20 protein-coding genes are annotated in these 21,113 nt (G+C 65.5%); 17 read left to right on the top strand and 3 right to left on the bottom strand.

Annotated elements, in window-relative coordinates:
* Nucleotides 1–12: 12 nt before the first annotated feature.
* From SH602x_RS16545 to SH602x_RS16535, 3 genes are all read left to right on the top strand, one after another.
* Complete coding sequence (locus SH602x_RS16545; protein WP_479473362.1) at nucleotides 13–1,779, top strand: nucleoside recognition domain-containing protein; 1,767 nt, start codon at nucleotides 13–15, stop codon at nucleotides 1,777–1,779.
* A gap of 634 nt (nucleotides 1,780–2,413) precedes the next feature.
* Nucleotides 2,414–2,773: a hypothetical protein gene (locus tag SH602x_RS16540; protein ID WP_479473361.1), complete on the top strand. Its 360-nt coding sequence runs from the start codon at nucleotides 2,414–2,416 to the stop codon at nucleotides 2,771–2,773.
* Nucleotides 2,774–2,780: 7 nt separating this feature from the next.
* Nucleotides 2,781–3,953, top strand: a complete 1,173-nt coding sequence (locus SH602x_RS16535; protein ID WP_479473360.1) for a prepilin peptidase — start codon at nucleotides 2,781–2,783, stop codon at nucleotides 3,951–3,953.
* 176 nt (nucleotides 3,954–4,129) lie between these two features.
* On the opposite strand, the gene SH602x_RS16530 is transcribed toward SH602x_RS16535, so the two are convergent.
* Entirely contained in the window at nucleotides 4,130–4,843 is a 714-nt protein-coding gene (locus SH602x_RS16530; protein ID WP_479473359.1) for a HoxN/HupN/NixA family nickel/cobalt transporter, read from the bottom strand.
* A gap of 444 nt (nucleotides 4,844–5,287) precedes the next feature.
* Entirely contained in the window at nucleotides 5,288–5,752 is a 465-nt protein-coding gene (locus tag SH602x_RS16525) for a hypothetical protein (RefSeq protein WP_479473358.1), read from the bottom strand.
* A gap of 311 nt (nucleotides 5,753–6,063) precedes the next feature.
* Between SH602x_RS16525 and SH602x_RS16520 the strand changes: the two genes are divergently transcribed.
* Both SH602x_RS16520 and SH602x_RS16515 read left to right on the top strand, forming a co-directional pair.
* Complete coding sequence (locus SH602x_RS16520) at nucleotides 6,064–7,041, top strand: DUF1559 family PulG-like putative transporter (RefSeq protein ID WP_479473357.1); 978 nt, start codon at nucleotides 6,064–6,066, stop codon at nucleotides 7,039–7,041.
* Nucleotides 7,042–7,055: 14 nt separating this feature from the next.
* A complete protein-coding gene (locus SH602x_RS16515; protein ID WP_479473356.1) occupies nucleotides 7,056–7,490 on the top strand; it encodes a hypothetical protein in 435 nt (144 codons plus the stop codon).
* On the opposite strand, the gene SH602x_RS16510 is transcribed toward SH602x_RS16515, so the two are convergent.
* Nucleotides 7,487–7,984 (bottom strand): Fur family transcriptional regulator, encoded by a 498-nt coding sequence (locus tag SH602x_RS16510; RefSeq protein WP_479473355.1) that lies wholly within the window; start codon nucleotides 7,982–7,984, stop codon nucleotides 7,487–7,489. The genes SH602x_RS16515 and SH602x_RS16510 overlap by 4 nt on opposite strands.
* Before the next feature lie 211 nt (nucleotides 7,985–8,195).
* Between SH602x_RS16510 and SH602x_RS16505 the strand changes: the two genes are divergently transcribed.
* The 12 genes from SH602x_RS16505 to SH602x_RS16450 all read left to right on the top strand — a co-directional run bounded on the left by SH602x_RS16505 (nucleotide 8,196) and on the right by SH602x_RS16450 (nucleotide 21,018).
* Nucleotides 8,196–8,648 carry a hypothetical protein gene (locus tag SH602x_RS16505; RefSeq protein WP_479473354.1) on the top strand — a complete coding sequence of 151 codons (453 nt, stop codon included), beginning with the start codon at nucleotides 8,196–8,198 and terminating at the stop codon, nucleotides 8,646–8,648.
* Between the two features lie 363 nt (nucleotides 8,649–9,011).
* Nucleotides 9,012–9,344 carry a Flp family type IVb pilin gene (locus SH602x_RS16500; RefSeq protein ID WP_479473353.1) on the top strand — a complete coding sequence of 111 codons (333 nt, stop codon included), beginning with the start codon at nucleotides 9,012–9,014 and terminating at the stop codon, nucleotides 9,342–9,344.
* Nucleotides 9,345–9,442: 98 nt separating this feature from the next.
* Entirely contained in the window at nucleotides 9,443–9,880 is a 438-nt protein-coding gene (locus SH602x_RS16495) for a prepilin peptidase (RefSeq protein ID WP_479473352.1), read from the top strand.
* Between the two features lie 16 nt (nucleotides 9,881–9,896).
* Entirely contained in the window at nucleotides 9,897–12,341 is a 2,445-nt protein-coding gene (locus SH602x_RS16490; protein WP_479473351.1) for a hypothetical protein, read from the top strand.
* A gap of 66 nt (nucleotides 12,342–12,407) precedes the next feature.
* Nucleotides 12,408–13,631, top strand: a complete 1,224-nt coding sequence (locus SH602x_RS16485) for a CpaE/TadZ family protein (RefSeq protein ID WP_479473350.1) — start codon at nucleotides 12,408–12,410, stop codon at nucleotides 13,629–13,631.
* Nucleotides 13,628–15,061 (top strand): TadA family conjugal transfer-associated ATPase, encoded by a 1,434-nt coding sequence (locus tag SH602x_RS16480; RefSeq protein WP_479473349.1) that lies wholly within the window; start codon nucleotides 13,628–13,630, stop codon nucleotides 15,059–15,061. The genes SH602x_RS16485 and SH602x_RS16480 overlap by 4 nt, the downstream gene beginning before the upstream one ends.
* Before the next feature lie 9 nt (nucleotides 15,062–15,070).
* Complete coding sequence (locus tag SH602x_RS16475) at nucleotides 15,071–15,928, top strand: type II secretion system F family protein (RefSeq protein WP_479473348.1); 858 nt, start codon at nucleotides 15,071–15,073, stop codon at nucleotides 15,926–15,928.
* Entirely contained in the window at nucleotides 15,928–16,875 is a 948-nt protein-coding gene (locus SH602x_RS16470; protein WP_479473347.1) for a type II secretion system F family protein, read from the top strand. Before SH602x_RS16475 ends, SH602x_RS16470 begins: the two co-directional genes overlap by 1 nt.
* Nucleotides 16,872–17,267: a DUF192 domain-containing protein gene (locus SH602x_RS16465; protein ID WP_479473346.1), complete on the top strand. Its 396-nt coding sequence runs from the start codon at nucleotides 16,872–16,874 to the stop codon at nucleotides 17,265–17,267. The genes SH602x_RS16470 and SH602x_RS16465 overlap by 4 nt, the downstream gene beginning before the upstream one ends.
* Before the next feature lie 254 nt (nucleotides 17,268–17,521).
* Complete coding sequence (locus SH602x_RS16460) at nucleotides 17,522–19,402, top strand: type II and III secretion system protein family protein (protein ID WP_479473345.1); 1,881 nt, start codon at nucleotides 17,522–17,524, stop codon at nucleotides 19,400–19,402.
* 20 nt (nucleotides 19,403–19,422) lie between these two features.
* Nucleotides 19,423–20,238: a hypothetical protein gene (locus tag SH602x_RS16455; RefSeq protein WP_479473344.1), complete on the top strand. Its 816-nt coding sequence runs from the start codon at nucleotides 19,423–19,425 to the stop codon at nucleotides 20,236–20,238.
* A gap of 12 nt (nucleotides 20,239–20,250) precedes the next feature.
* On the top strand, nucleotides 20,251–21,018 hold the full coding sequence (locus SH602x_RS16450) for a tetratricopeptide repeat protein (RefSeq protein ID WP_479473343.1): 768 nt from the start codon (nucleotides 20,251–20,253) through the stop codon (nucleotides 21,016–21,018).
* Nucleotides 21,019–21,113 lie beyond the last annotated feature (95 nt).

Raw genomic sequence — 21,113 nt, 5'->3', positions numbered from 1 at the left:
AGGAAACGATCGATGCAGCGAGAACCTGGTGACGAATCTCTGAACGCGGGCGCTATCGCGACCGCTTCGCCGGAGCACGCGACGATGTGCGCCCCGGCCGCAGCAGTCGTTCTCACGGTCGGGAAAGAGTCTTCGGGAAAGTCGGAACTCGCCGCGGCGCTGACGGGTCGCCCGTCCCGCTCCGCGAACTTCCGCGGCTCGACGGTCGAGGTGGAGCGTTACGTTTCCCGCGACGGATCCTTCACAGTTCACGACGCACCTGGAATCGTACGCGACTCCGACGCCGAGACGACCAGGCGCGCGCTGGCGGCGCTTGGTTCTGTCGAGACGACGCTCTTGGTCGTCCGTGCGACGTCGCTCGACGAAGACCTGGCGGATCTGCTTCCGCTCGTCGTCGGGAAACGGGGCGTCGTCGCCGTGACGTTCTGGGACAAGGTGCAGCTTGGAGAAGCCGCGATCGAGGCGATCGAGCGGCTTTCGGCGAACTGCGGCGTCGACTTCGTTCCGCTCGACGCGACCCGGCTCGACGCTCCGACGCGGGAGCGTTTGAAGCAGGCGCTCGCGGCGCCGCGTAGCTTCCAGCGGGCGTCGCTGACCGTGCGTGCCGGATGGAGAATCGAACCGAAACCTGGAATCTTCGAGCGCCCTGTCGTCGGACCCGCGCTCGGCATCGCGTTGCTTGCGGCCCCCGCTCTGCTGGCCGTCTTCGGGGCTAACCGAATCGCCGAACTCCTTCATCCGCTCGCGCAGGCGATCGTCGATCCCGTCATCGCGTGGGCGAACGCCAACCTTCCGACCCCTTTGCAGGTCGTTCTGACTGCGGAGGCCGAAGGGTTCGGCTACGGCCTCCTGAACATGGGACCCTTTCTGCTCGTGTGGGCCTTGCCGACGGTCCTGTTCTTCGCGCTCGCGCTGGCCGTCTACAAGACGACGGGACTGATCGAGCGAATCAACGTCGCGGTCCACCCTCTGGTTCGCCCCTTCGGCCTGACGGGACGCGATCTGGTTCGGGCGGCGATGGGGTTCGGCTGCAACGTGCCTGCAGTGATCTCCACCCGAGCCTGTTCGAGTTGTTCGCGGGGAGCGGCGATCGCGGCGATCTCCTACGGGTCGGCGTGCTCCTACCAGCTTCCGGCGACGCTGGCCGTGCTGTCGGTCGTCGGAGCCGCCAACGACATCTCGCCCACGCTGCTCGCGGCGATCTACCTGGCCTATCTCGTTTTCACCGCCTTGCTGTTCGTGCGGCTGGTCTCGACGAAAGAGGCTCGCGATCCGCTGAACGTGCTGACGTCCCGGTCACGTCCGTTTCTTCGACTGCCTTCGTTGCGCTCCGTATGGCGAGACGCGAGCGGCGCGGTTCGACAGTTTCTCGTTCAGGCGATCCCGATCTTCTTCGCGATCTGCGTGTTCGCCTCGGCGCTGGCCTGGTCCGGCGTGCTGGAGGCGGTATCGAGTCGCCTCGCGCCGGCCATGGAAGCGTTCGGCCTTCCGTCGGAGACGACGCTGCCGATCTTGCTTTCGGCGATCCGCAAAGACGGGATCTTTCTGCTGGCTGACGAGCGGTCCGCCGCGGCGCTGTCGCCGGTTCAGGCTTTGGCCGCCGTCTATTTCGCCGGCACTGCCGTCCCCTGCCTCGTCACGGCGTGGACGATCGCTCGCGAAAAGAGCGTCCGGTTCGCGCTGACGCTTCTCGTTCGCCAGTGCGCCTTTGCAGCGGTCTGCACCCTTGCGCTCGCCTGGGGCGGCTACGCGCTGGTCCGTCTCTTCGGTTCAGCGTGAGTCAGCGAGGATCGGAAATGGCGACTGCCTCGAAGCGGCTCCCGATCGAGCGCCTTTTTGAAGACGTCGGTCTCCCGCCCGACGTCTTCATCGAAAGACTTCTCGGTCAGCAGCTTTGGTGCTGGGGACGAGACGTGTCCGATCCTGAACGAAATCTCTTCGTCAGGTTCGGCTACCGTCGTTACCCGCCGCCGGCATCTCAGAATGACTGCTCCAGCGTTTACGTCGCCCGCGTCAGCCCTGGCGTCCAAGTCCTTCCGCGAGGCTTCGGCATACTGTTTCTGGACCGGCGCGCCGGCGGACTGTTCATTCCGCGTGCCAAATTCTGTCTGCTCCTGACGCGGAAGCCGCGGCTGGACCGGCGTCCTTGGGCGTTCGAGGACCTGCCGACGCTCAGGCGCCCTCGGAGCCGCGTCGATCGCAATGTCGCGTTCGATCTTGCGGCGCGCACCTTCTCTTGGATCGCCGAATACGAAAAGCTGGTGAGGCGTCGTTACGGCAGGAAGTTGCGGGAGGCGAGTCTCGAAGGATGGCGAGACCGACAGATCGTTCCGGCGGACGAGATGGCGGAGACTTGGGCGAGTCTGTCTCGAAACGCAGACGAATTCTTCGCGAGATTCGAGACGAGCCCCCCATGACCGCGCCGCCGCTGGAAGAGCGCTCCTCCTCTCTCTTCCCTGAAGAATTGGGGACGTCGCCGGTCGTCGATACGCTTCGACATATCGCCGCCCTATTGAGCTTCGGCAGCGCGGCGCTCCTACTGCTTCAATACCCTCCCGACTACTTTCTATGTTTAAGAGCGACGGCGGCTCTCTGGCTGGGCCTGCGGATGCTGGGGGCCTTCGAGGGGCATCTCGCGACCACCATATTGTCGTTCGCCCTGGCAGTCGCATGCACTGCGTCCGTCGGTCGCGAAGCGCCGGCGACCGAGGCCGTCGCTTTGTCGCTCCTTTTTCTGCTCGATCTGCGCGCTGTTCTGCGTAAACGGAAGTAACCGATTTATGCGAGGCAAGAGAGTCTGGTTCGTGTCGCTCGCGGCGCTCCTCGGAGGTTGGCTCGCCGTCCAGCTTTTCGTAGTTCCTGCGTGGAGACTGGCCTTCGATTCTGGGCCCCAGAATCTCGCTGCCGGCGAATCTGTCGAACTGTCTGCCGCCGATCGCCTGCAGATCGCTACGGTTCAACTTGTCGTGACCGGGGTCGTCTTCTTCTTCGGAGCGTCGCTGGGAAGCTTCCTTAACGTCGTCGTCTATCGCCTGCCTCAGGGCCGCTCGCTCCTCGGCGGCTCGAAATGCCCACGATGCGGAACTCCCATCGGCCGGTACGACAACGTCCCCGTATTCGGCTGGGTTCGGCTGGGAGGCCGCTGTCGTACGTGTCGGCTGCCCATCTCGGCTCGTTACCCCACCGTCGAGGCGACGTTCGGACTTGCCTGCGTCTTGCTCCTCTTCGTCGAACTGCTCTCGGGAGGAGCGAATCTGCCCGACGGTCCGCGATACTTCAACACCGGGTTCGTCTGGATCATCTTCTACACGAAGTGGGACATGGTCGGCCTCTATGCCTACCATGTAGCGATGCTGTTCGTGCTGCTCGCGATCGGACTGATCGCGACGCACCGACAGCGGGTTCCTGTCTCGCTCCTCGCCGGAGCGATCGCGGTCGCCGTTGCGGGACAGGTTCTCTGGCCCGAGACCCTCGCGATGAACGCACCCGCGATGGTCTCTTCGGACGGGTCGTACGTGGCGAGCGTTCGCTCGCTCGCCGTTTCCGTGCTATTCGCGACGGCGATCGCCGGAGGCGTCGCTGTAGCCGGAGGTTTGGGAGACCTGCTTTCGGGCAGCAAGTCGCAGGACTCGCTGAATGTCGGTGCGGCGCTCCTGATCGCGGGTCTGTTTCTGGACTGGAGATCGGCCCTCTCGATTGCACTTCTTACGCTGGGGGCGGCGCTCGCGTCGCGCGCGATCTCGACGCTCCGGCCCGCCGTGCCTGTCGCATCGCCTGGCCTTCTGGCGTTCTTCGCGGCAGCGCTTCACCTTTGCCTGTGGCGCGCCGTCTTGACCCTCGACCTGTGGCCGGGATACGGCTCCTCGCTCGCGACGGTCGTCTGGACCGTAGTGGCCTGCGGAATCGCGTTCGCCTGTTCGCTCAGCGAGCGTCGCCTCGTTGTCGCGACCTGAAGAGTGGGCGGAGGATGGGGACGTCGAAGCCCTCGACGCATACAGACCAGGGCCTTCAGCGACGCTGTTGAACCGATAGCGGCGCTCCGACAGAGCACGGCAGAGCAGCTTGGGCGAGCGACGGACGACTATGCCCTGTCGAGCGGCCGCTGAGCATCGCTGTCGCGGCGGCCGGTCTACGTGAACAACACCCGAACGACGTAGAACATCCCGACGAAGACCACCAGTCCTGCGTGAATCTGGGGCCACGGGAGCTTGCCGAACCAGGACTGAGGACGAACGAACCTGTTGCCGAACGTCTGAATGAAGACCCCGAGCAGGGTGAGGGACGTCGCGATGCCGGCGGCGAACAGACCGATGACGGCGTACGCGGCGACCGGCGCTCCCGTCGACATGCTGGAGAAGTAGGCCGCCATCGCGGACGGACAGGGCAACAGGCCGAAGGCGACTCCTAGCAAGGCGCTCATCGAGTAGCTCGTTCGAATCTGCGTTCGATCGGATTCGGCCCGCTTCTCGCCGCAGCGATGCTGATGGCCGGCGCAACTGCATCGCGGCTTCGCCCGCGAGGCGGACCACATCATCCAGAATCCGACGCCGATGACCAACGACGCGCTGACGAGTTGCATCGCTCCCGTGATCACGTCGTTCTCATGCTCGTGATCGCCGGTGACCAGGTGATGCGTCAGATGCACCGCCGCGGCGACTCCGATCAACGAGACGGAGTGCGAGACCGCGCTGGACAGACCGATGACGAGCGGATGAATCCAGGTCCTGCGCTCGCCTCCCAAGTAAACCAGCATCGCCGTCTTGCCATGGCCCGGCTCGAGAGCGTGCAAAGCTCCCAAGCCGAAGGCGAGTCCGAGCGTAACCTCGTGGGTATGAGCGATCACTGAGAAATCTCGTCGTTTCTGCCGAAGCTGAGGATCTCTTCGTATCGGAGAGATGGACGTTTCTTGTCGCGACGGCTTAGCCCCATCGAACGTGCGTTCGCTCACAGATCGCAGGAACGCCTTCGGCGCCTAACGAGGATGATGAGCGATCGAATACGTGGGCGCCGCATACGCGTCTCGTAGCCGGCGGTAGGCGGTCTCGACGTCGCGCGCGTACAGGAGTGCAGGCTCATGGAACGTTCCCGTCGATCGTCGAAGTTCCGGACGAATCGGACGCGAACTGCGCGGCGTCGCGGGCATCGCACGGCGCTCGCTCGTCGTTCATCGACGCTCAAAAAGGAGCCGTCGAGGTAACGAAGTCGAGACGCGGGCGAGGGGCAAGCGACCGGGACTCGGAAGCGATCCGACGGTCAGGCGGCGCAGTTCGTCATCTGCATAGCGGAATCAGACGACGGCGGGCGGTCCGCGGCAGGCGGCCGAGCGAAGATCGAATTCGACCGGCGCCGACGCAGGAAGTTCCTGCACGGCGACGACGTCGATCGTCGGGAGAACGCAGCCCTGTTCCGGCTGCGACAGCACGAAACTCGCGAACAGAGCGCAAAGCAGGCAGTCCGAATCGGCGGCGGTCCGCAGTTCGACCCAGCCCTCTCGCGCGACAGGTCCCGCGAAGCATTCGTCGACGGACGTGACGCAGGTCCCGTGTTCGCAGCCGCCGCACGCGTCGTTTTGCGATGGGATCGACGACGCGCGGTCGTAGACGGGATCGCCGACGGTGAGATGGCCGCCGCACCCGCAGTCGCCGTGGGACATCCCCGGCAGGAGATGCAGCGCCGGCAGAAACGTCGGGATCCCGATCGCCGCGAGGGCGGCGAGCGCGAGGACCGATCGGATGGCTGCCGGGAAGAACATCGAATTGCCTTATGCAAGTCGATTGTAAGTGGCCGACGCTTTCGCTCAAGGGACGTTTCTTGACTTCATGGAAACTTGTTCGTGATCGGGCAACCTGAACCTCTCTGACGCTTCCTCTGATCCGACGCAATGGACGACGCGGGACAGAGTCAGCCCGCGACGCGCGGCGGAACGTCGACCGCAATTTCCGAAGTTTTCAGCCCCTCTATCGGCGGGAGACGATCGCAGGTCGTTAGATTGAACGGCCGGTCGTTTTGATGCAGGTCGCACTCGCCGCACAGGCGGTTCGTGAGTTTTCTATGCGAAATCCCATGCGACGCGGATTCACGCTCGTCGAACTGCTGGTCGTCATCGCCGTCATCGGGACGCTGATCGCGCTGCTCCTCCCAGCCGTGCAAATGGCCCGCGAGGCAGCGAACCGGAGCCATTGCACGAACAACCTTAAGCAGATCGCCCTGGCGCTGTCGAACTTTTCCGACAGCGTAGGCGCCTACCCGCCTGCCAGGATCGCCGAACGTCCCGGGGATCCCGACGGCCAGAGCTGCGGCGGAAACCATCCGTCGTGGATGGTTCGGGTCCTTCCTTACCTGGAGCAGAACCCCGCGTACGATCAGTGGCAGATCGACTTGCCGATGACCGAGCAAGCCGACGCCGCACGCATGACGGCCCTTTCGACGTACGTCTGCCCGTCGCGTCGGTCCGCATCGTCCGCAGTCATGCCGTCGCAGATGGGAGACGAGATCGTCTTGTCGTGCGGATGCGTATTTCCCGCCAAGAACATCCCGGGCGGAGCCGTGACCGATTACGCAGGGAATCACGGCGACCTCTCTGCCGGTTCCAGCGGTCTAGCGACCGACCTCTACTGGGGCGGAAACGGCACGGGAGTCCTCATCACCAGCCGGGGCGATTGCGACGGCGATCGTGCGGTGAACTGGAAGGACCGCATCCGCCCTGCCGACGTTCTCGACGGACTGTCGCATACCACGATCGTCGGAGAGCGGCATGTTCAGTTAGACAAAATGCTTCAGGCGCCTGACGACGGTCCGATGTTCGACGGTTCGGCGTTCTACTACATGTCCCGCGTAGGCGGACCCGGCGTGCCGCTCGCCCGAGGACCCCGGGATTCGGTCGACGGGATGGGACTCTACGCGTTCGGAAGCGTTCATCCGGGCGTGGTGCAATTCGCCTTCTGCGACGGTCACGTCGCTGCGATTCCGACCACGATCAGCACGCTCACGCTGGAGCGCCTATGCAACCGCGCCGATGGGCAACCGATTCCGGGCTATTGAGTTCAGGAGGCGCCGTGATTCGGTTCGGACTGTGCCTGGTATTCGCAGTCGTGATCGCCGCAGCTCAAGGCTGCAGCGGCGACGGTCTCGCGCCCGTCACCGGCGTCGTGCTCTATACCGACGGCACGCCGCTAACGACGGGCGTCATCGAGTTCGCACCGACGGATGGCGGGCCGACCGCCAGGGCCTCGCTCGGCGAGGAGGGGCGTTTCACGCTGCATACGGACGATCGCGTGGGGGCCGTCCCGGGAACGCACCTGGTCAGCGTGATGATGCTGCTGCCTCCCGATACGGCCGCCGTCGCAGCCAAGCATTCGCACCCCGTCCGCGTGCCTCACGCCCGCTACCGACGGTTCGACACGTCGGGGCTGGAAAGAGTAGTCACCGCCGACGAACCCAACGAGTTTCTATTCGTGATCGAGCCGGCGGGCGCCGCCGAGAGGCGTTAGGTCGTCGGGAGCTCGCAGCAGTCGCGGCAGCGGCCTCTGAACACGGCTTCGTCGACGAAGCCGACCGACGTCTGCACTTCGGCAGTGACCTCCAGGTCGGGAAGTCGGAAGGCGGTGTCGCAGTCGGCGCAGAGGAAGTACCGCCGGAGCGCCGCAACCTGGCTCTTGCTATCCGCGTCAACGGCCTCGTATCGCCAGATCGAGTCGCCGAACGCGATCCGGCGGGCGAGCCCTGCCGCGACGAACTCGTTGAGCGCCCGGTAGACGGTCGACTGGTCGATGCGGCGGTCTCGCAGGGCCTTCGCCAGTTCGGCGTGCGTCGTCAGGAAGGGCGCGGAGTCCAGCAAGCGAAACACTGCCAGCCGGGGCGGCGTCGCACGCAGGCCCCGTTCGTTGAGCCGCCTGGCAAGAAGCTTCGCCTCGCCGGGAAGGGTAAGCCGCCAGGCAGAGGCGTTCGGCCCCTCGGCTCCCTCTTCGCGATCAGGTTGCGACATGGCTGGCGGAGGAGATGGGCGACAGGATTTCGGCGCGGGCCGGCATACATCACGCGTCGTTCAAAGGTGAACGAAGCCGTCTCCTCGATCGCTCCGAACAACGCGGTCGAAGCGATCGAATGCGAATTTTCGAAGAAACCGCGACTTCTGTCTTGCACCTGCCATCCACCTTTTTACAATCCGATTGCAAGTTCGCAATACCGAGTTTTCGATGCTGTCCGTTCGCAATCATCTTCAAGCGGCTTACGCGGCGATCGTCGCTGTGCTGGTCGCAGCGTTCCTGCCGGCGCTCCATGCGGTGCCCGGTTTGGAGCATGATTGCGCGTCGACGAGTTGCTGCGATAACGCAAGTCGCTCGTCCTGCGACGGTCACGAGCATCGGCATTCCGCGTGCGGTCACGGCCACGCGCATGCCGCGAAGACGGACGTAGTCTCGAAGCAATCGTCGACCGATCGCCCCGAACTTCGAGCGGGAACCTGCGGCGAATCCTGCCTGCTCTGCAGCCTGTTCAAGAGCTTCGTCTGGGCGTCGCCTGAACTTGGGGAAGCGCCCGAGTTCGATTCGATCGTCGCAACGCTCGAATCGCTCCCTGCTTCGACGCCGCATGCGTCGATCCACACCCGACGCTGTCGGGGACCGCCGGCTGACCGGCGCTGCTGCTAGAGCCTGCTCGAGGCTTCGCGTGCGCGGTGCACGTCGGCAGTTTCGGACAGCTTCTCTCTGCGATCAAGAGTCGATCCCGGGCGGCGCTGCATGCGCACGCTCGAAACGATCGCTCTCGAATGCGCGTCGACTCGCATCGATAGCCAGGGCCCGGCTACCGATCGAGCGGCTCGATAAGGCGTCTGCCTCCTATCAGGAGGCCGCGCACCAGACGGGCGGTGGACCTGCTCGCCCCGGCGGCTCATCTCGCTGCCGAGTTTTCCATGGCGCTGGGATTCCATGACGGAGTCTCGCGGCGCGACTCTCCGTGCTGCCGATGAGGCAGCGAACTGTTTCCTGTTCCTATGTGAAGGTTACCTCAAGATGAAGAACGTGCTGAAGCTGTTCCGCAACAAGAAGGGCCAGGGTCTGGTCGAGTACGGCATCCTCGTCGGCGGCATCGCGCTGGTCTGCCTCGTCGCCGTCGCGATCCTGGGTCACAAGGCCAACGACCTGCTCGCGATCACGGCCGCCGCACTTCCGGGCGCTCACGCGGACGACAACGGACCGATCGTCAGCGGCAAGCTGGTGAACACTCTCCAGGACACCAACGGCGTCGTCTATCTCGACACGGCGACTCCGGGCTCGATCGCCGGCAATGTCGGTATCCCCGGCGCTGATGCGCTTTCGGTCGAAGCGGCTGACCTCACCCCGTAGTCGCGGGACGAGCGAGTTTGTTTTGTACGACGAACAAGCGACCCTCGGCGTCACCTCGGCGCCGGGGGTTCATTCCGTTCATTAAGAGACGTCTCGAAGTGCCTCCTGAAGTCGTCATCCTGGCTCCGTTCGCGGCGCTGATCGTCGCGAGCGCCTTCGACTTGCGGACGCGAGAGATCCCGGACTGGATTCCTCTTGCGCTACTGGCGGCCGGGGCGATCGCGATTCTCGGCGGCGTCTGGCCGCTGACGTGGACGGCGGCGGCGCTCGGCGTAGCGACCGGACTTGCGATCGCGCTCGTCGCGGGACTCGTGTTCAAGTTCGGCGGAGGCGACGCGAAACTGATCGTCGCCCTCGGCATCTGGCTCGGCCCCGCCGGGCTCCTGATGACGCTCCTCTGGACGGCGCTCTTCGGAGCGGCTCTCGCCATCGTCGCGAAGGCGCGAGGCAAGGCGGACTACGCCTACGCTCCCGCCATCGCGGCCGGGCTCGCGCTGCAAGCTGCGTTCAGTTATCTCCTTCCTCGATTTCTCTAAGACTCCTCCGCCTCCCATGCGATCACGATCCTCGCGCAGCCGCGGAGTCGGCGCGCCGCTACTGATCGGCGGAGCCGTCGTCCTGTTGCTGCTCGCTGCCGGCGGAACGGTCGCCGGTCTCTACGCGACTGGCGCATTCGACGTCGCCCCTGCGAAGCCCTCGCGCGAAGGTCTGATCGCATGCCCGGCGACCTCACGCCCGATCGCGTCGTATGCCAAGATCACGCGCGACGATCTTATCAATCCGCAGACGCGACAACTGCACGTCATCTGGATCGACGAGAAGCTCGAGTCGACGGTCGTTCGCGACTTGTCGAAGATCGTGGGACGCGTGGCATCGCGCGATAAGGCGCCGAATCTCGTCTTCTCCGAAAGCGATTTTTTCCCCATCGGTACCCGGCCGGGACTCGCTGCCGGCGTGCCGGCGGGCAAGCGGTCGTTCACCGTGGCGACGCAGGAGATCGACGGGCTCGACCTGCTGCGTCAGGGAGATACGTTCGATCTGTTTGCTGCCTTGGGACAGGCGGACGAAGAGAAGCCGATGTCGAACGTCGAACTCGCCGCGCTGCTCGGGGGGATCAAGCCGCCGGACGCTCAGGCGGGTCAGTTCGCGCGACAGGCCGGCGTGCGTCCGCTCGCGTCGGGCGCCGCGATGGTCGCGCTCACGCAGGGGAAGACGCAGTCGACCGCTGGGATCGAAGGGCTCACGGTGCCCCCGTCCGGTTCCCGCCGCACGACGACCGAAACCGTCGCGACGATCGCGGTCGCTCCCGACGAGATCGCCCCCCTCGCCGAAGCGCTGGCGCTCGACGTGCCGATCTTCTGCGTCGCTCGCAGCGGCAGGCCCGACGCAGAGAGCGCCGAGCCGAAGGTTTCGCTCGAAGGAATGGTCGCCGTTCCCGTCGCGGTCCGTCCGCTGCACGCCTATTCGGCGATCGCTCAGGAAGACCTCGCCGACCCGATCAGCGGCAAACTGAACGTCTACTATTTTCCGCCCGAAAAGCTTTCTTCCGCGTGGGTCGTGTCGCTATCCGACCTTCTCGGACGCGTCTTGAAGGACGACGTTCCGGCGGGCGCGCCGTTCGAGGAATCGATGTTCCTTCCTAAGGGAGCTCGCCCCGGTCTCGCCGCCGCGGCGCCGGAGGGAACGCGGACGATCGTCGTTCCCAAAGATCGGATCCAGGGGCTCGACGATCTCTCCCGCGGCGACCGGTTCGCGGTCTTCGCGACCCTTCCGCAGAACCTCACGCCGACCGCTGCTGCGACGGAATGGGCGTCGCTGGTCGGCGGACGACTTAGTCCGGAGGACGAGAAGGTCGATCGCATGCTGCGACTCGGCGTTCGCCGCGCGGTGAGCGAAGCGACGCTGCTCGACGTTCGCGAAGAGACCGAGGACGCGGCGGTCGCCGTTCCCGCCGACGAAGTCGAGACCTTCGCGCAATTGATCGACAGCGCGGACCAGCTTCGGGCTTCGGCTGTCTCGCAGTACGCCGTCCCCGCGCCGCCAGGCGATACGAATGATGACTCGCCGACCGAAAAAACGGAGAACGATTTCGAGATCGCCCTCTCCAGCTACCAGGCTCCGATCGAACCCGATTCCGACGCCGCCGCGAATGCCGATGACGCGATGATCGCCGTGCCCGTCACGGTGCGTCGCGTGGAAGCGTACCGGCGACTTGCCGTCGAAGACTTCCTCGACCCGGCGACGGGCAAGGTTCGTTACTTCTACTTCCCGAAGGAGAAGGTCTCGCCGGAGTGGCGGACGGAGGTCAGCGACCTTCTCGATCGCGTCACCGCCCAACCGATCGAACTGGGGCGAGCCGTTCGCGAGAACGATCTCGCGTTGGAAGGGACGACCGAAGGTTCCGCCGGCGGCGTGCCGGCGGCGATGCGGAGCGTCAACCTCGACACGACGCAGGCGAGCGGCCTCGCCGGGTTCCGACGCGGCGATCGATTGACCCTGCTGGCGTACGCTCCCCTTTCGATCGACGGCAGCATCGTCGTCGACGGCGGCGACGGAGCGCTCGCGGGCGCGCTCAAGCCGACCGACGTTCGAGTGATTGCAGGCGAAGCTCTGGTGGTCGACCTGGAAGAGAGCGTCGCCGTGACCCGCTTTCGCCCGGCGACGACGGTCGACGATTACTCCACGATCGACGCGGCCGGAGTCGTCTCGCGCGGAACGCGTCGGGTGAACGAGGCGGAACCTTACGAAACTTCCGCTTCCCGCTACACGCTCGCAGTTCGGCCTGACGAGGTGAGGAAGATCAGCGAGGCCCTTGCGCATGGAATGACGATCGTCGCGACCGGCTATTCGGGCCGTCCCGGAACGCTGGACGAGGCGCGACTGGTCGCCGAGCCGCCCTCGCTGAAGACGCACGTCGTCGAGCATCTTCGCGACGGCCAGAAAACGAGCCAGACCTGGGTCCGCCGCGTCCCCGCCAGCGACACCCCCTCTCCCTGATCGACGATCTTTCCCTCTCCGCATCGAGCGTCGATCGGCGTCACGACTTATCAGGCGACTTCTTCCATGGCTCAATACGTTCTCGTCGATTCCTCCGACCCCCGCCTGGGCGCGGAGATCGAGGACTCGATCGCACGCATGGGCGAGGATCGCCCGGTCGTGATTCTCGCGCCCGATCTGCCTCGGGCGATCGAATCGCTGCGGAATCGGCGACCGCACTTCGCGATCGTGAACATGGACCGCGGCCTGCACGCGTTCAAAGCTTTCGCGCAGGAAGTCCAGGCCGCGACGCCCGACACCGTCGTCATCGGCGCCTACCTTCCCGACGAACGGGACGAGGGGCTCGACGCGCGCGTCCGATCCGCGGCGCTCATCGAAGCGGTCCGCTGCGGCGCCAAGGATTTTCTGCGCCGTCCCGCGGCATCGCCCGACCTGATCGAAATTCTGAAGCGCTTTCATAACGAAGGAACGCGTCGTCGCGACGATCGCGTGGCGCCGATCGTCTCGTTCGTCAGCAACAAAGGAGGCGTCGGCAAGTCGACCCTCGCGACGAACTCCGCGGTGCGGCTCGCTCAGCGGCATCCCGACGGCGTGCTGCTCGTGGACGCGTCGCTGCAGATGGGCGTCTGCCACAGCCTGCTCGACGTGCGACCGACGACGTCGCTGCTCGATGCGGCGCGAGAGCGGGACCGCCTCGACGGGACGCTCCTTCGTCAGCTTGCCGTGCCGCACGAGAGCGGCCTCGACCTGCTCGCGGCGCCCCCCGACGCGATCGCCGCAGCGGAGGTCGACGAAGACCTTCTCTGCCGGACGCTGGCTCTGGCCAGGCGAGAATACGAGTACGTCGTGGTCGACACGTTCCCCGTCTTCGATCGCTCGATCATGGCGATTCTGGACGTTTCCGATCTGGCGTTCGTCGTGCTGGACAACGTCGTGCCGACGGCGCTCGGCGTGGCGAAGCTTCTGAAACTGATGGACGGACTGGAATATCCCGCCGATCGACGGCGGATCGTCGTGAACCGCTTTCTTAAGGCCTCTTCCAGCCCGGCGCTCGACGACGTGGCGGAACGATTGCGGGCGGAGATCGACTTCATGCTTCCTTACGACAATCGCGTGATCGCTGCCGCGAACGTCGGAAGACCCTTCGCGATGAGTCGCCTGCGCTGGTCGAAGCTGGAGTCGGGGATCTCCGCGATCGTCGACGAGATCGAACGACAGGCCGCGCGTTCGCGGTACGCAGGCGAAGAACTCGTCGGCGGGTCCGTGCCCAGCGGGAGCGAGTCGCGATGACCGATCCCGCCGCCGATCCCCGTCGCCTCCCGGTCGAGGAAACTTCGCGCGAGCGTCTCGCCAAGGTTCGTTTCGCCGTTCCGGCGGAACGCGTCCGGCGCAACGGCTCCACGGGCAACTTGAGAGAACTGACGCAGGGCGTCGACCGCTCCGGCGCCGGGTCAGGACGTGCCACCTATCACTCCGTAAAGGGCCGCTTGCATCAGCGACTGCTCGACGAACTTGACGATCAGGATCTGCTGGGCGAATCGGAAGAGCGGCTCGCGGCGAAGGTCCGCGAATTCGTCGCGCGAGCGCTCGAGCAGGAAGACCTCCCGCTCAACCAGACCGAGCGAAGTCGTCTGGCCGACGATCTGACGGAGGAGACGCTCGGCGTCGGTCCGCTCTCTTCGCTCATGCGCGATCCGGCGATCACGGACATCCTCGTCAACCGCTACGACCTGGTCTACGTCGAACGCTTCGGGCGACTGGAGCAGGTCGATGTCCGGTTTCGCGACGACGACCATCTCGTACGAATCATTCAACGCATCGCCGCAAGGGTCGGTCGTCGCATCGACGAATCGACGCCGATGGTCGACGCCCGCCTCCCCGACGGAAGCCGCGTAAACGCGACGCTTCCGCCGATCACGATCGACGGGCCGACGCTCTCGATTAGACGTTTCGGTCGCCAGCGCCTGCGCCGCGACGACCTAATGCGTCTGGGCATGTTTTCGTACGAGATGGCAGTCTTTCTCGACCATGTCGTACGCGGTCGAAAGAACGTGCTCATTTCGGGCGGCACCGGCGCCGGTAAGTCGACGTTCCTCGGCGCGATCGCGGAGGTGATCCCGGAGACCGAGCGGATCATCACGATCGAAGACGCGGCCGAGCTGACGCTCGATCAGCGGCACGTGATCCGCAAAGAGACGCGACCGGCCAATCTTGAAGGACAAGGCCGAATCACGACGCGAGATCTGGTGGTCAATTCGCTCCGGATGCGACCCGATCGCATCGTCGTCGGCGAAGTTCGCGGAGCTGAAGCGCTCGACATGCTCCAGGCGATGAACACAGGCCACGACGGAAGCCTGACGACCATCCACTCCAACAGTCCCCGCGACGCGCTCAGCCGCCTCGAAACCATGGTTCTGATGGCGGGAACAGAGCTCCCTTCGCGCGCCATCCGGGAACAGATCGTGTCGGCTCTCGACGTGATCGTTCAGGTGCGGCGATACGAGGACGGCGTTCGACGGGTCGAGCGGATCACGGAACTCGTCGGTCTCGAAGAAAACACGCCGCAGTTGCAGGACATCTTCGCGTTCCGCCAGACAGGCGGGTCGGCACGCGGCGTCGAAGGCGTCTTCGCCGCGACCGGAATCGTTCCGCGTGCGGCCCTGGATCTGCGCGAACGGGGCATCGACCTCCCCCTCGAAATCTTTCGGAAGTCGAGCTAATCGCCTGCGATGTGGATAGCGATCGTTTTCGCCGTTTTCGTCGTCGCCGTTCTCGCAGTCACCGCGTGGCTGCTCGATCGAGCGAGGCAGCGACGCATTGCGCGAGAGCGGCTCGCCGCCGATGACGATCTCGACTCCGACGAACCGCCGACGCTGCCGCGCCGGTCGCGCATCCGACGCTACTACTGGGTCGCGATCGTCGTCGCGGCGCTGTTCGGACTCGCTCTATACTTCGTCGTCGGCATTCCCTGGCCGTACGCGGCCGCGCTGGCGACGCTGGTCGGTCTGGTCGGGTGGCAGGTCGAGCAGACGTGGCACGCGATGCGTCTGCGGCGAATCGAATCGCAACTCGCCGACGCGCTCGATATGGCCGTCGCAGCCGTGAAGGCGGGGGCGAGTCTGCTCGCCGCGCTCGACTCGGCCGCCGCGAACGTGGCGATGCCGCTCCGCGAAGAGCTTCAGGACGTGGTCTCGCGCATCCGCTACGGCGAAGCGCCGGATCAAGCCATGCTGGGGCTTGCCGAGCGACTCCCGCTAGAGACGGTGCGGATCTTCGCGACGGCGCTGGCCGTCAACTGGGAGACGGGCGGTCGCCTGGCGCCGACGCTGGCCAACGTGGGACGGACGGTCCGCGACCGGATCGAGATCTCCCGCCGGCTCGACGCCATGACCGTCCAGGCCCGGCTGTCGGTCGTGACGATCATGGTCGTTACCTACTTCATTGCCGCGCTCATGTGGCGAAACGATCCCGAACGGATGAGCGGATTTCTCGGAAGCGTGGTCGGCCAGTCGCTCGTCGCGGGAGCCATCGCGCTTCAAGGGGTCGGCATCTTCTGGATCGCGCAGATCAGCCGGGCGAGGTTCTGATGACGCTCGCCGCGATCGATCCCCGCGCTGTCTTCCTGATTCTCGGCGTCGTCTGGCTCGGCACCTTCGCCGGGATCGGCGTGCTCCTGCGTTTGTGGTGGGCGAAGTCACGCGTCCGCCGTCGGCTCACGCCGGAGGAAGAGGCGGAGGCGGACTCGCGCGCGACGCCGGACTCCCGGCGCTCCTGGCTCGGATGGAAGCTCTACCGCGCCGGCTTTCGCTCGCGCAGCGCGCCGACGACGTTTCTCGTGCTGACGGGCGTTTGCTTTCTCGTCGGCATCATGTTCGGGGCCGCGACGTACGCCGTGGGGGCGGTCGATGCCGCCGCCAATTTGCTCTATCTGGTTCCCGGCGGAGTCGGCGAGGTGTTCCTCCCGTTCGTCTGGGCGAGTCCCTGGCTCGCCGGCGCGTTGCTGACGTCGCTCCCGGCTCTGGTCGTGCGAGCGAGTCGGCGCAATCGCGTAACGAGCGTCGAACAGGACCTGCCGATCACGCTCGATCTGCTCGCCGCTCTGGCGGAGGCGGGCTTCGGCTTCGACGCGGCGCTGACTCGGATTCTGGAGACTCAGCCGGCCCGTCGCCCGCTCGCCCAGGACCTGCGGATCTTTCTGGTCGACGTGCTCGCGGGACGTTCGCGCGTCGATTCGCTGCGAAGGCTCTCCGAACGCGTGGACGTCACGTGGTTCTCGATCTTCGCCTCCGCCGTGATCCAATCGGAACAGGTCGGCGGCGGGCTGGCGCAGACGCTTCGTACGCAGGCGGAGGATCTGCGAAGTCGGCGCCGCGAACGGGCGCTCGCGATGGCGATAGCGATTCCCGTCAAACTGCTTCTACCGTTGATCGTCTGTTTCCTTCCGGGAGTCATGGTCGCCGCGATCGGACCGACCGCCTACCAGATCGTGCAAACGCTCGATCGATTTCTGCAGCAGTCAGGCGCCGCGCCGTGAAGAAAACGCTACCACGTCTCTCCGACAGCGCCTCAGGAGCTACGGTCGTCGAACGCGTCGAACTGGCCGCGACTTTCGCTCGAAGACTATTGGGACTTCAGTTTCGACGGAGCTTTCCTACGGAAAGCGGGCTTCTGCTGGCGCCCTGCCCCAGCATCCATACTTGCTTTCTTCGATTTCCGATCGACGTCGTTTGGCTCGACCGGCAGGGGGGCGTGGTCGACCTGTCGCGCTCGGTTCGCCCCTGGCGTCTTGCGGCGCCCTCGCGAAAGGCGTGGGCCGCGCTTGAAGTTCCGGCAGGATCAAATCTTCCGATCGTCGGTTCGCAGCTTCGCCTTTCGGGCGTCAGCGGGGCGCAGCTCCCTCGATCGCTGCGTGAATGGCTCGCTTAGGGGCTGGCAGCTAGCGCCTATACCGACCTAAATGCAAACCGTTCGCATTTTCTGAAGAACCGGCGAATGCGGGAGGGCCGTTTCGACCGATACATCCTCTACGAGTGAACCTTCGCGCCCGCATGGCCTGCGCTCCGATGCGATCAAACCGTCGCCAATTCCACGAGTTCGACTCGCGGCAGGCGTCCCTTCGCGATCGCCGACGCGCCCGGCAAACGGCTGTCGCGACGGTCTGTCTCGTCGCGATGGCGGCCGTGACCGCTATCAAAGCACAGGATGCCGGACTGACGCCTTCCCCGCCGACCGCGTTCGGATGGAGCGGCCCTGTCGAAGCGCCGGCTCCGACGCAGGCCGACGCCTTCAGCTTTCCCGCATCGACGACGCCCTACGTGGCCCAGCTTCCGCCGGCGAACTTCGCCGCTCCGGTCGACCCGCCGACAGCGCCGCGAGGCTCGCAGCGATTGCCGGCGATGCCGTCATCCACGCCAGCGGCGCTGCAGGGATACGCTCCGCCGACTCCGCCCGCACAGACTCGAACGCCGGTCTACGGTCCTCAGACTGGCGCGTCTCCGCGGCCGAGCGTCGCAGCCGAGCGTTACGTCGTCGATCAGGTCGAGGCCGATAGCGTTCTGGAACTGGTCGTCGGTCGGCCGATTTTGCTTCGCTTCCGTACGCCGCCTTTCCGTGACCAGGTCGCGGACAGCCAGATCGCCGACGCCGTCAACGTCGACGAATCGCAGTACTCTATCGTCGGCCGCACGCAGGGAACGACGACGATCAACTTCTGGTTCCGCAATCCGGAAGCGCCGGGAGGCGAGGAAGTCCTGAGCTACCTCGTGCGGGTCTTCGACGATCCCGACCGAAGCCGTCGCATGGAAGCGATGCTCGCCGCGCTCGAAAGCGAGATCAACCGAACCTTTCCCGACAGCGCGGTTCGTCTGTCGTTCGTCGGCTCCCAGGTCGTCGTCCGCGGCGAAGCAAGAGACGTCGAAGAGGCGACGCAGATCCTGCGCATCGTCAGTCGCAGCCTGCCGGGTCAGAACGACGCCGACCAGGTTCCGCCCGGCGATCTCCTGCTCGGAGGCGTAGGTCCCGACGCGATCGAGCAGGCCGGCGGTCTCTCCGGACTTCTTCAGGGGCAGAATCAGTCGGGCGTCAATGCGGCGCGCGTCAATTCCCGAATCGTCAATCTGCTCGAGGTCGCCGGCGTTCAGCAGGTGATGCTGAAGGTGACTGTGGCGGAAGTGAACCGCAGCGCGATTCGCGCGATCGGCGCGGAGGTGAACCTCAGCGGCGACTCGGTCGGGTTCATGTCGCTTCTTCCGAGCGTCGACATCGGCGTCCCCTCGTCGGGCGGCAACTTTACGATCAACCGGGGCGACTTCGACCTGGCGATCAACGCGCTCAAGACGATGAACCTGGCGCGATCGCTCGCCGAGCCGAATCTCGTAACCCTGAACGGTCAGTCGGCTGACTTTCAGGTGGGAGGGCAGTTCCCCGTCCCGCAGATCACCGGCTTCACCGACGCCGGTCTGCAGGGCGTGGAGTTCGTCCCGTTCGGCGTCCAACTCAATTTCCTGCCCGTGATCACGGATCGCGATCGGGTCCGACTGCAACTTCAGGCGACCGTCAGCACGCGCGACGAAGCGCTCGGAACGAACATCGGCGGCGGGGGCGGCGGCGGCGGTTCGCAAGTTCCGGGCTTGAACTCGCGAAACTTCCGGACGACGGTCGAACTGCGCAGCGGCGAGACGCTGGCGATCGCCGGCCTTATCCAGAACAACTACGGCGGACAATCGAGCCGCGTCCCCTTCCTGGGAGACGTACCCGTGCTGGGGCGACTCTTCTCGAGCGACGGCTTCACGTATGACGAGCAGGAACTGATCGTGCTCGTCACCCCGGTCCTGGCGTCGCCGCTGGCCCCCGGCGTGCAATGCCCGCTGCCGGGGTCGGACCTCTACGAGCCGAGCGACTTCGAGTACTACGTGCTGGGGCGAATCGAAGGGCATTACCCCGAGGACTTCCGCACGCCCGCGCGGACCGACATCGGGAAGGCGGCGTCGTACCGTCACCTGGAACAGTGCTACATCATCGGTCAGCCGGGTCATTCGGACGGAAAGCTATGCCCCCGCTAAGAGTCCGAACTTCGGTACGGATGGATCATCGGTCGTCGCCTGCGAAACGGCTCTCGATCGTAGCTTCGCTGTCGCCGTTCGCGCTCTGCGCGGCAGTCGCTTCGGGACAGGCTCCGCCTCCCGTCGTCGCGGAGGCTATCGACGGCAGCCAGACGATCTCCGTGGCTCCGCCGACCGCCTTGGACGTGCCGCCGTATTCCCGCGACGTCCGTCCCTACGCCGGTTGCCCGACGTGTCCGGCGGAAATCGTGCCCGGACCTGGCGCCTATGCGACGCCGGTCGGGCCGCGGGGTTGCGACCTTCCCCCTTGCGCGATCCCGACGCCTCCAGGGACCTACGTTCGAGGATGGCAAGCGGCGATGACGGACGCTGCCTGCCGCGAAGCGTTCATCGTTCGGCGCCACGAATGGTTCGACGGTGGCGTCGAGTTGGGGCCGGAAGGTCGCAGGCATGTAGCCCGCATCGCGATGGCTCTGACGGAACGCGCGGAACTGGCGTTGATCGACGCGACGAAGCCTGAATTACGCCCCGGCGAAACGATGGACGCCGCCATCGCCCGTGCCGGCGAAATCGATGGCTACCGTCGACAGGAGGTCGTTCGTCGCCTGCTCGACCTCGGCGTGATCGACGCGGAGGCTCGCGTCGTCGTGGCATCCGTCGAGACGGTAGGGATCCGCGGAATCGAAGCTCCGGTCGTCTACGGCCGACTGCTCCAGGGCGGAGCGGGCGGGAACCGGGGCGGCGGCGGGGCTATCGGCATCGGAGGGGGCGGCGGAGGTGGAGGTTTCGGCGGAGGGATGGGAGGCGGAGGCCTCGGCGGCGGAGCCGGTTTCTAGGAGCTAGGCGAAATGCACGTTCTTGATTCGCGTTGGCGCCGCTCCTTTTGCGGGCTCGTCGCGATATCGACGCTCAGTCTCTACGTCGGTTGCGGCCTGACGAGCGTGCCGACGTCGTCGTGGCTTTCGACGAAGCCGACGCCGCCTGATCTGGCGAATGCTCAGATGCGGCAGTTGAGCGACCGCGAGAAGGCGGACGTCTGCCGCGCGACCGCTGCGTCGCTTGCCGACGGAGGAGCGGAAGCCGCCGCGATCGATCAGTTCGAGCGTGCCCGGAAGTTCGGCGGCGATCCCGACGGCACGATCGGCCGCAGGTTGGCCGTGCTCTACGATCGCCAGGGAAAGCTCGACGCCGCGGAGCGGGAATACGAGGCGGCGCTCGTTCGCTTTCCTAGCGACGCCGATCTCCTCTGCGACTACGGCTACTTTCTGTACTCTCGGGGCGATCTTTCGCAGGCGGAAACGACGCTGCGGAAGGCGGTCGAGACGTCGCCGAAGCACCAGAAGGCGACCGTCAATCTGGCGATGACGCTCGTCGAGCAGAAACGCTACGACGAGGCCGAAGCGCTGTTCGAACAGGCGGTCGGAAAGGCGGCGGCTCAGCACAATCTGGGCGTGGCGCTGGCACGGCACGGGCGCCTGGAAGAATCGCGGCAGCGACTGGAATTGGCCGCGAAACTCGATCCGAGCCTGAAATCGTCCGAAGAGGCGCTCCGGTGGCTCGGCGATCGGTCGCAAGTCGCCGCCGCCGACGATCCTTCGCCGGCCCTTCGCCGCTGACGGCAAGCTTATCGCTTGAGCGAAGCACGCCGCCGGGACTAGAATGCTTCTTGCAATCGATTCGCAAGTGGCTTCCCGGCGGCCGTTCATGTTCC

Source organism: Lignipirellula cremea, assembly GCF_056501455.1.
This window is presented reverse-complemented; position numbering and strand designations above follow the sequence as displayed.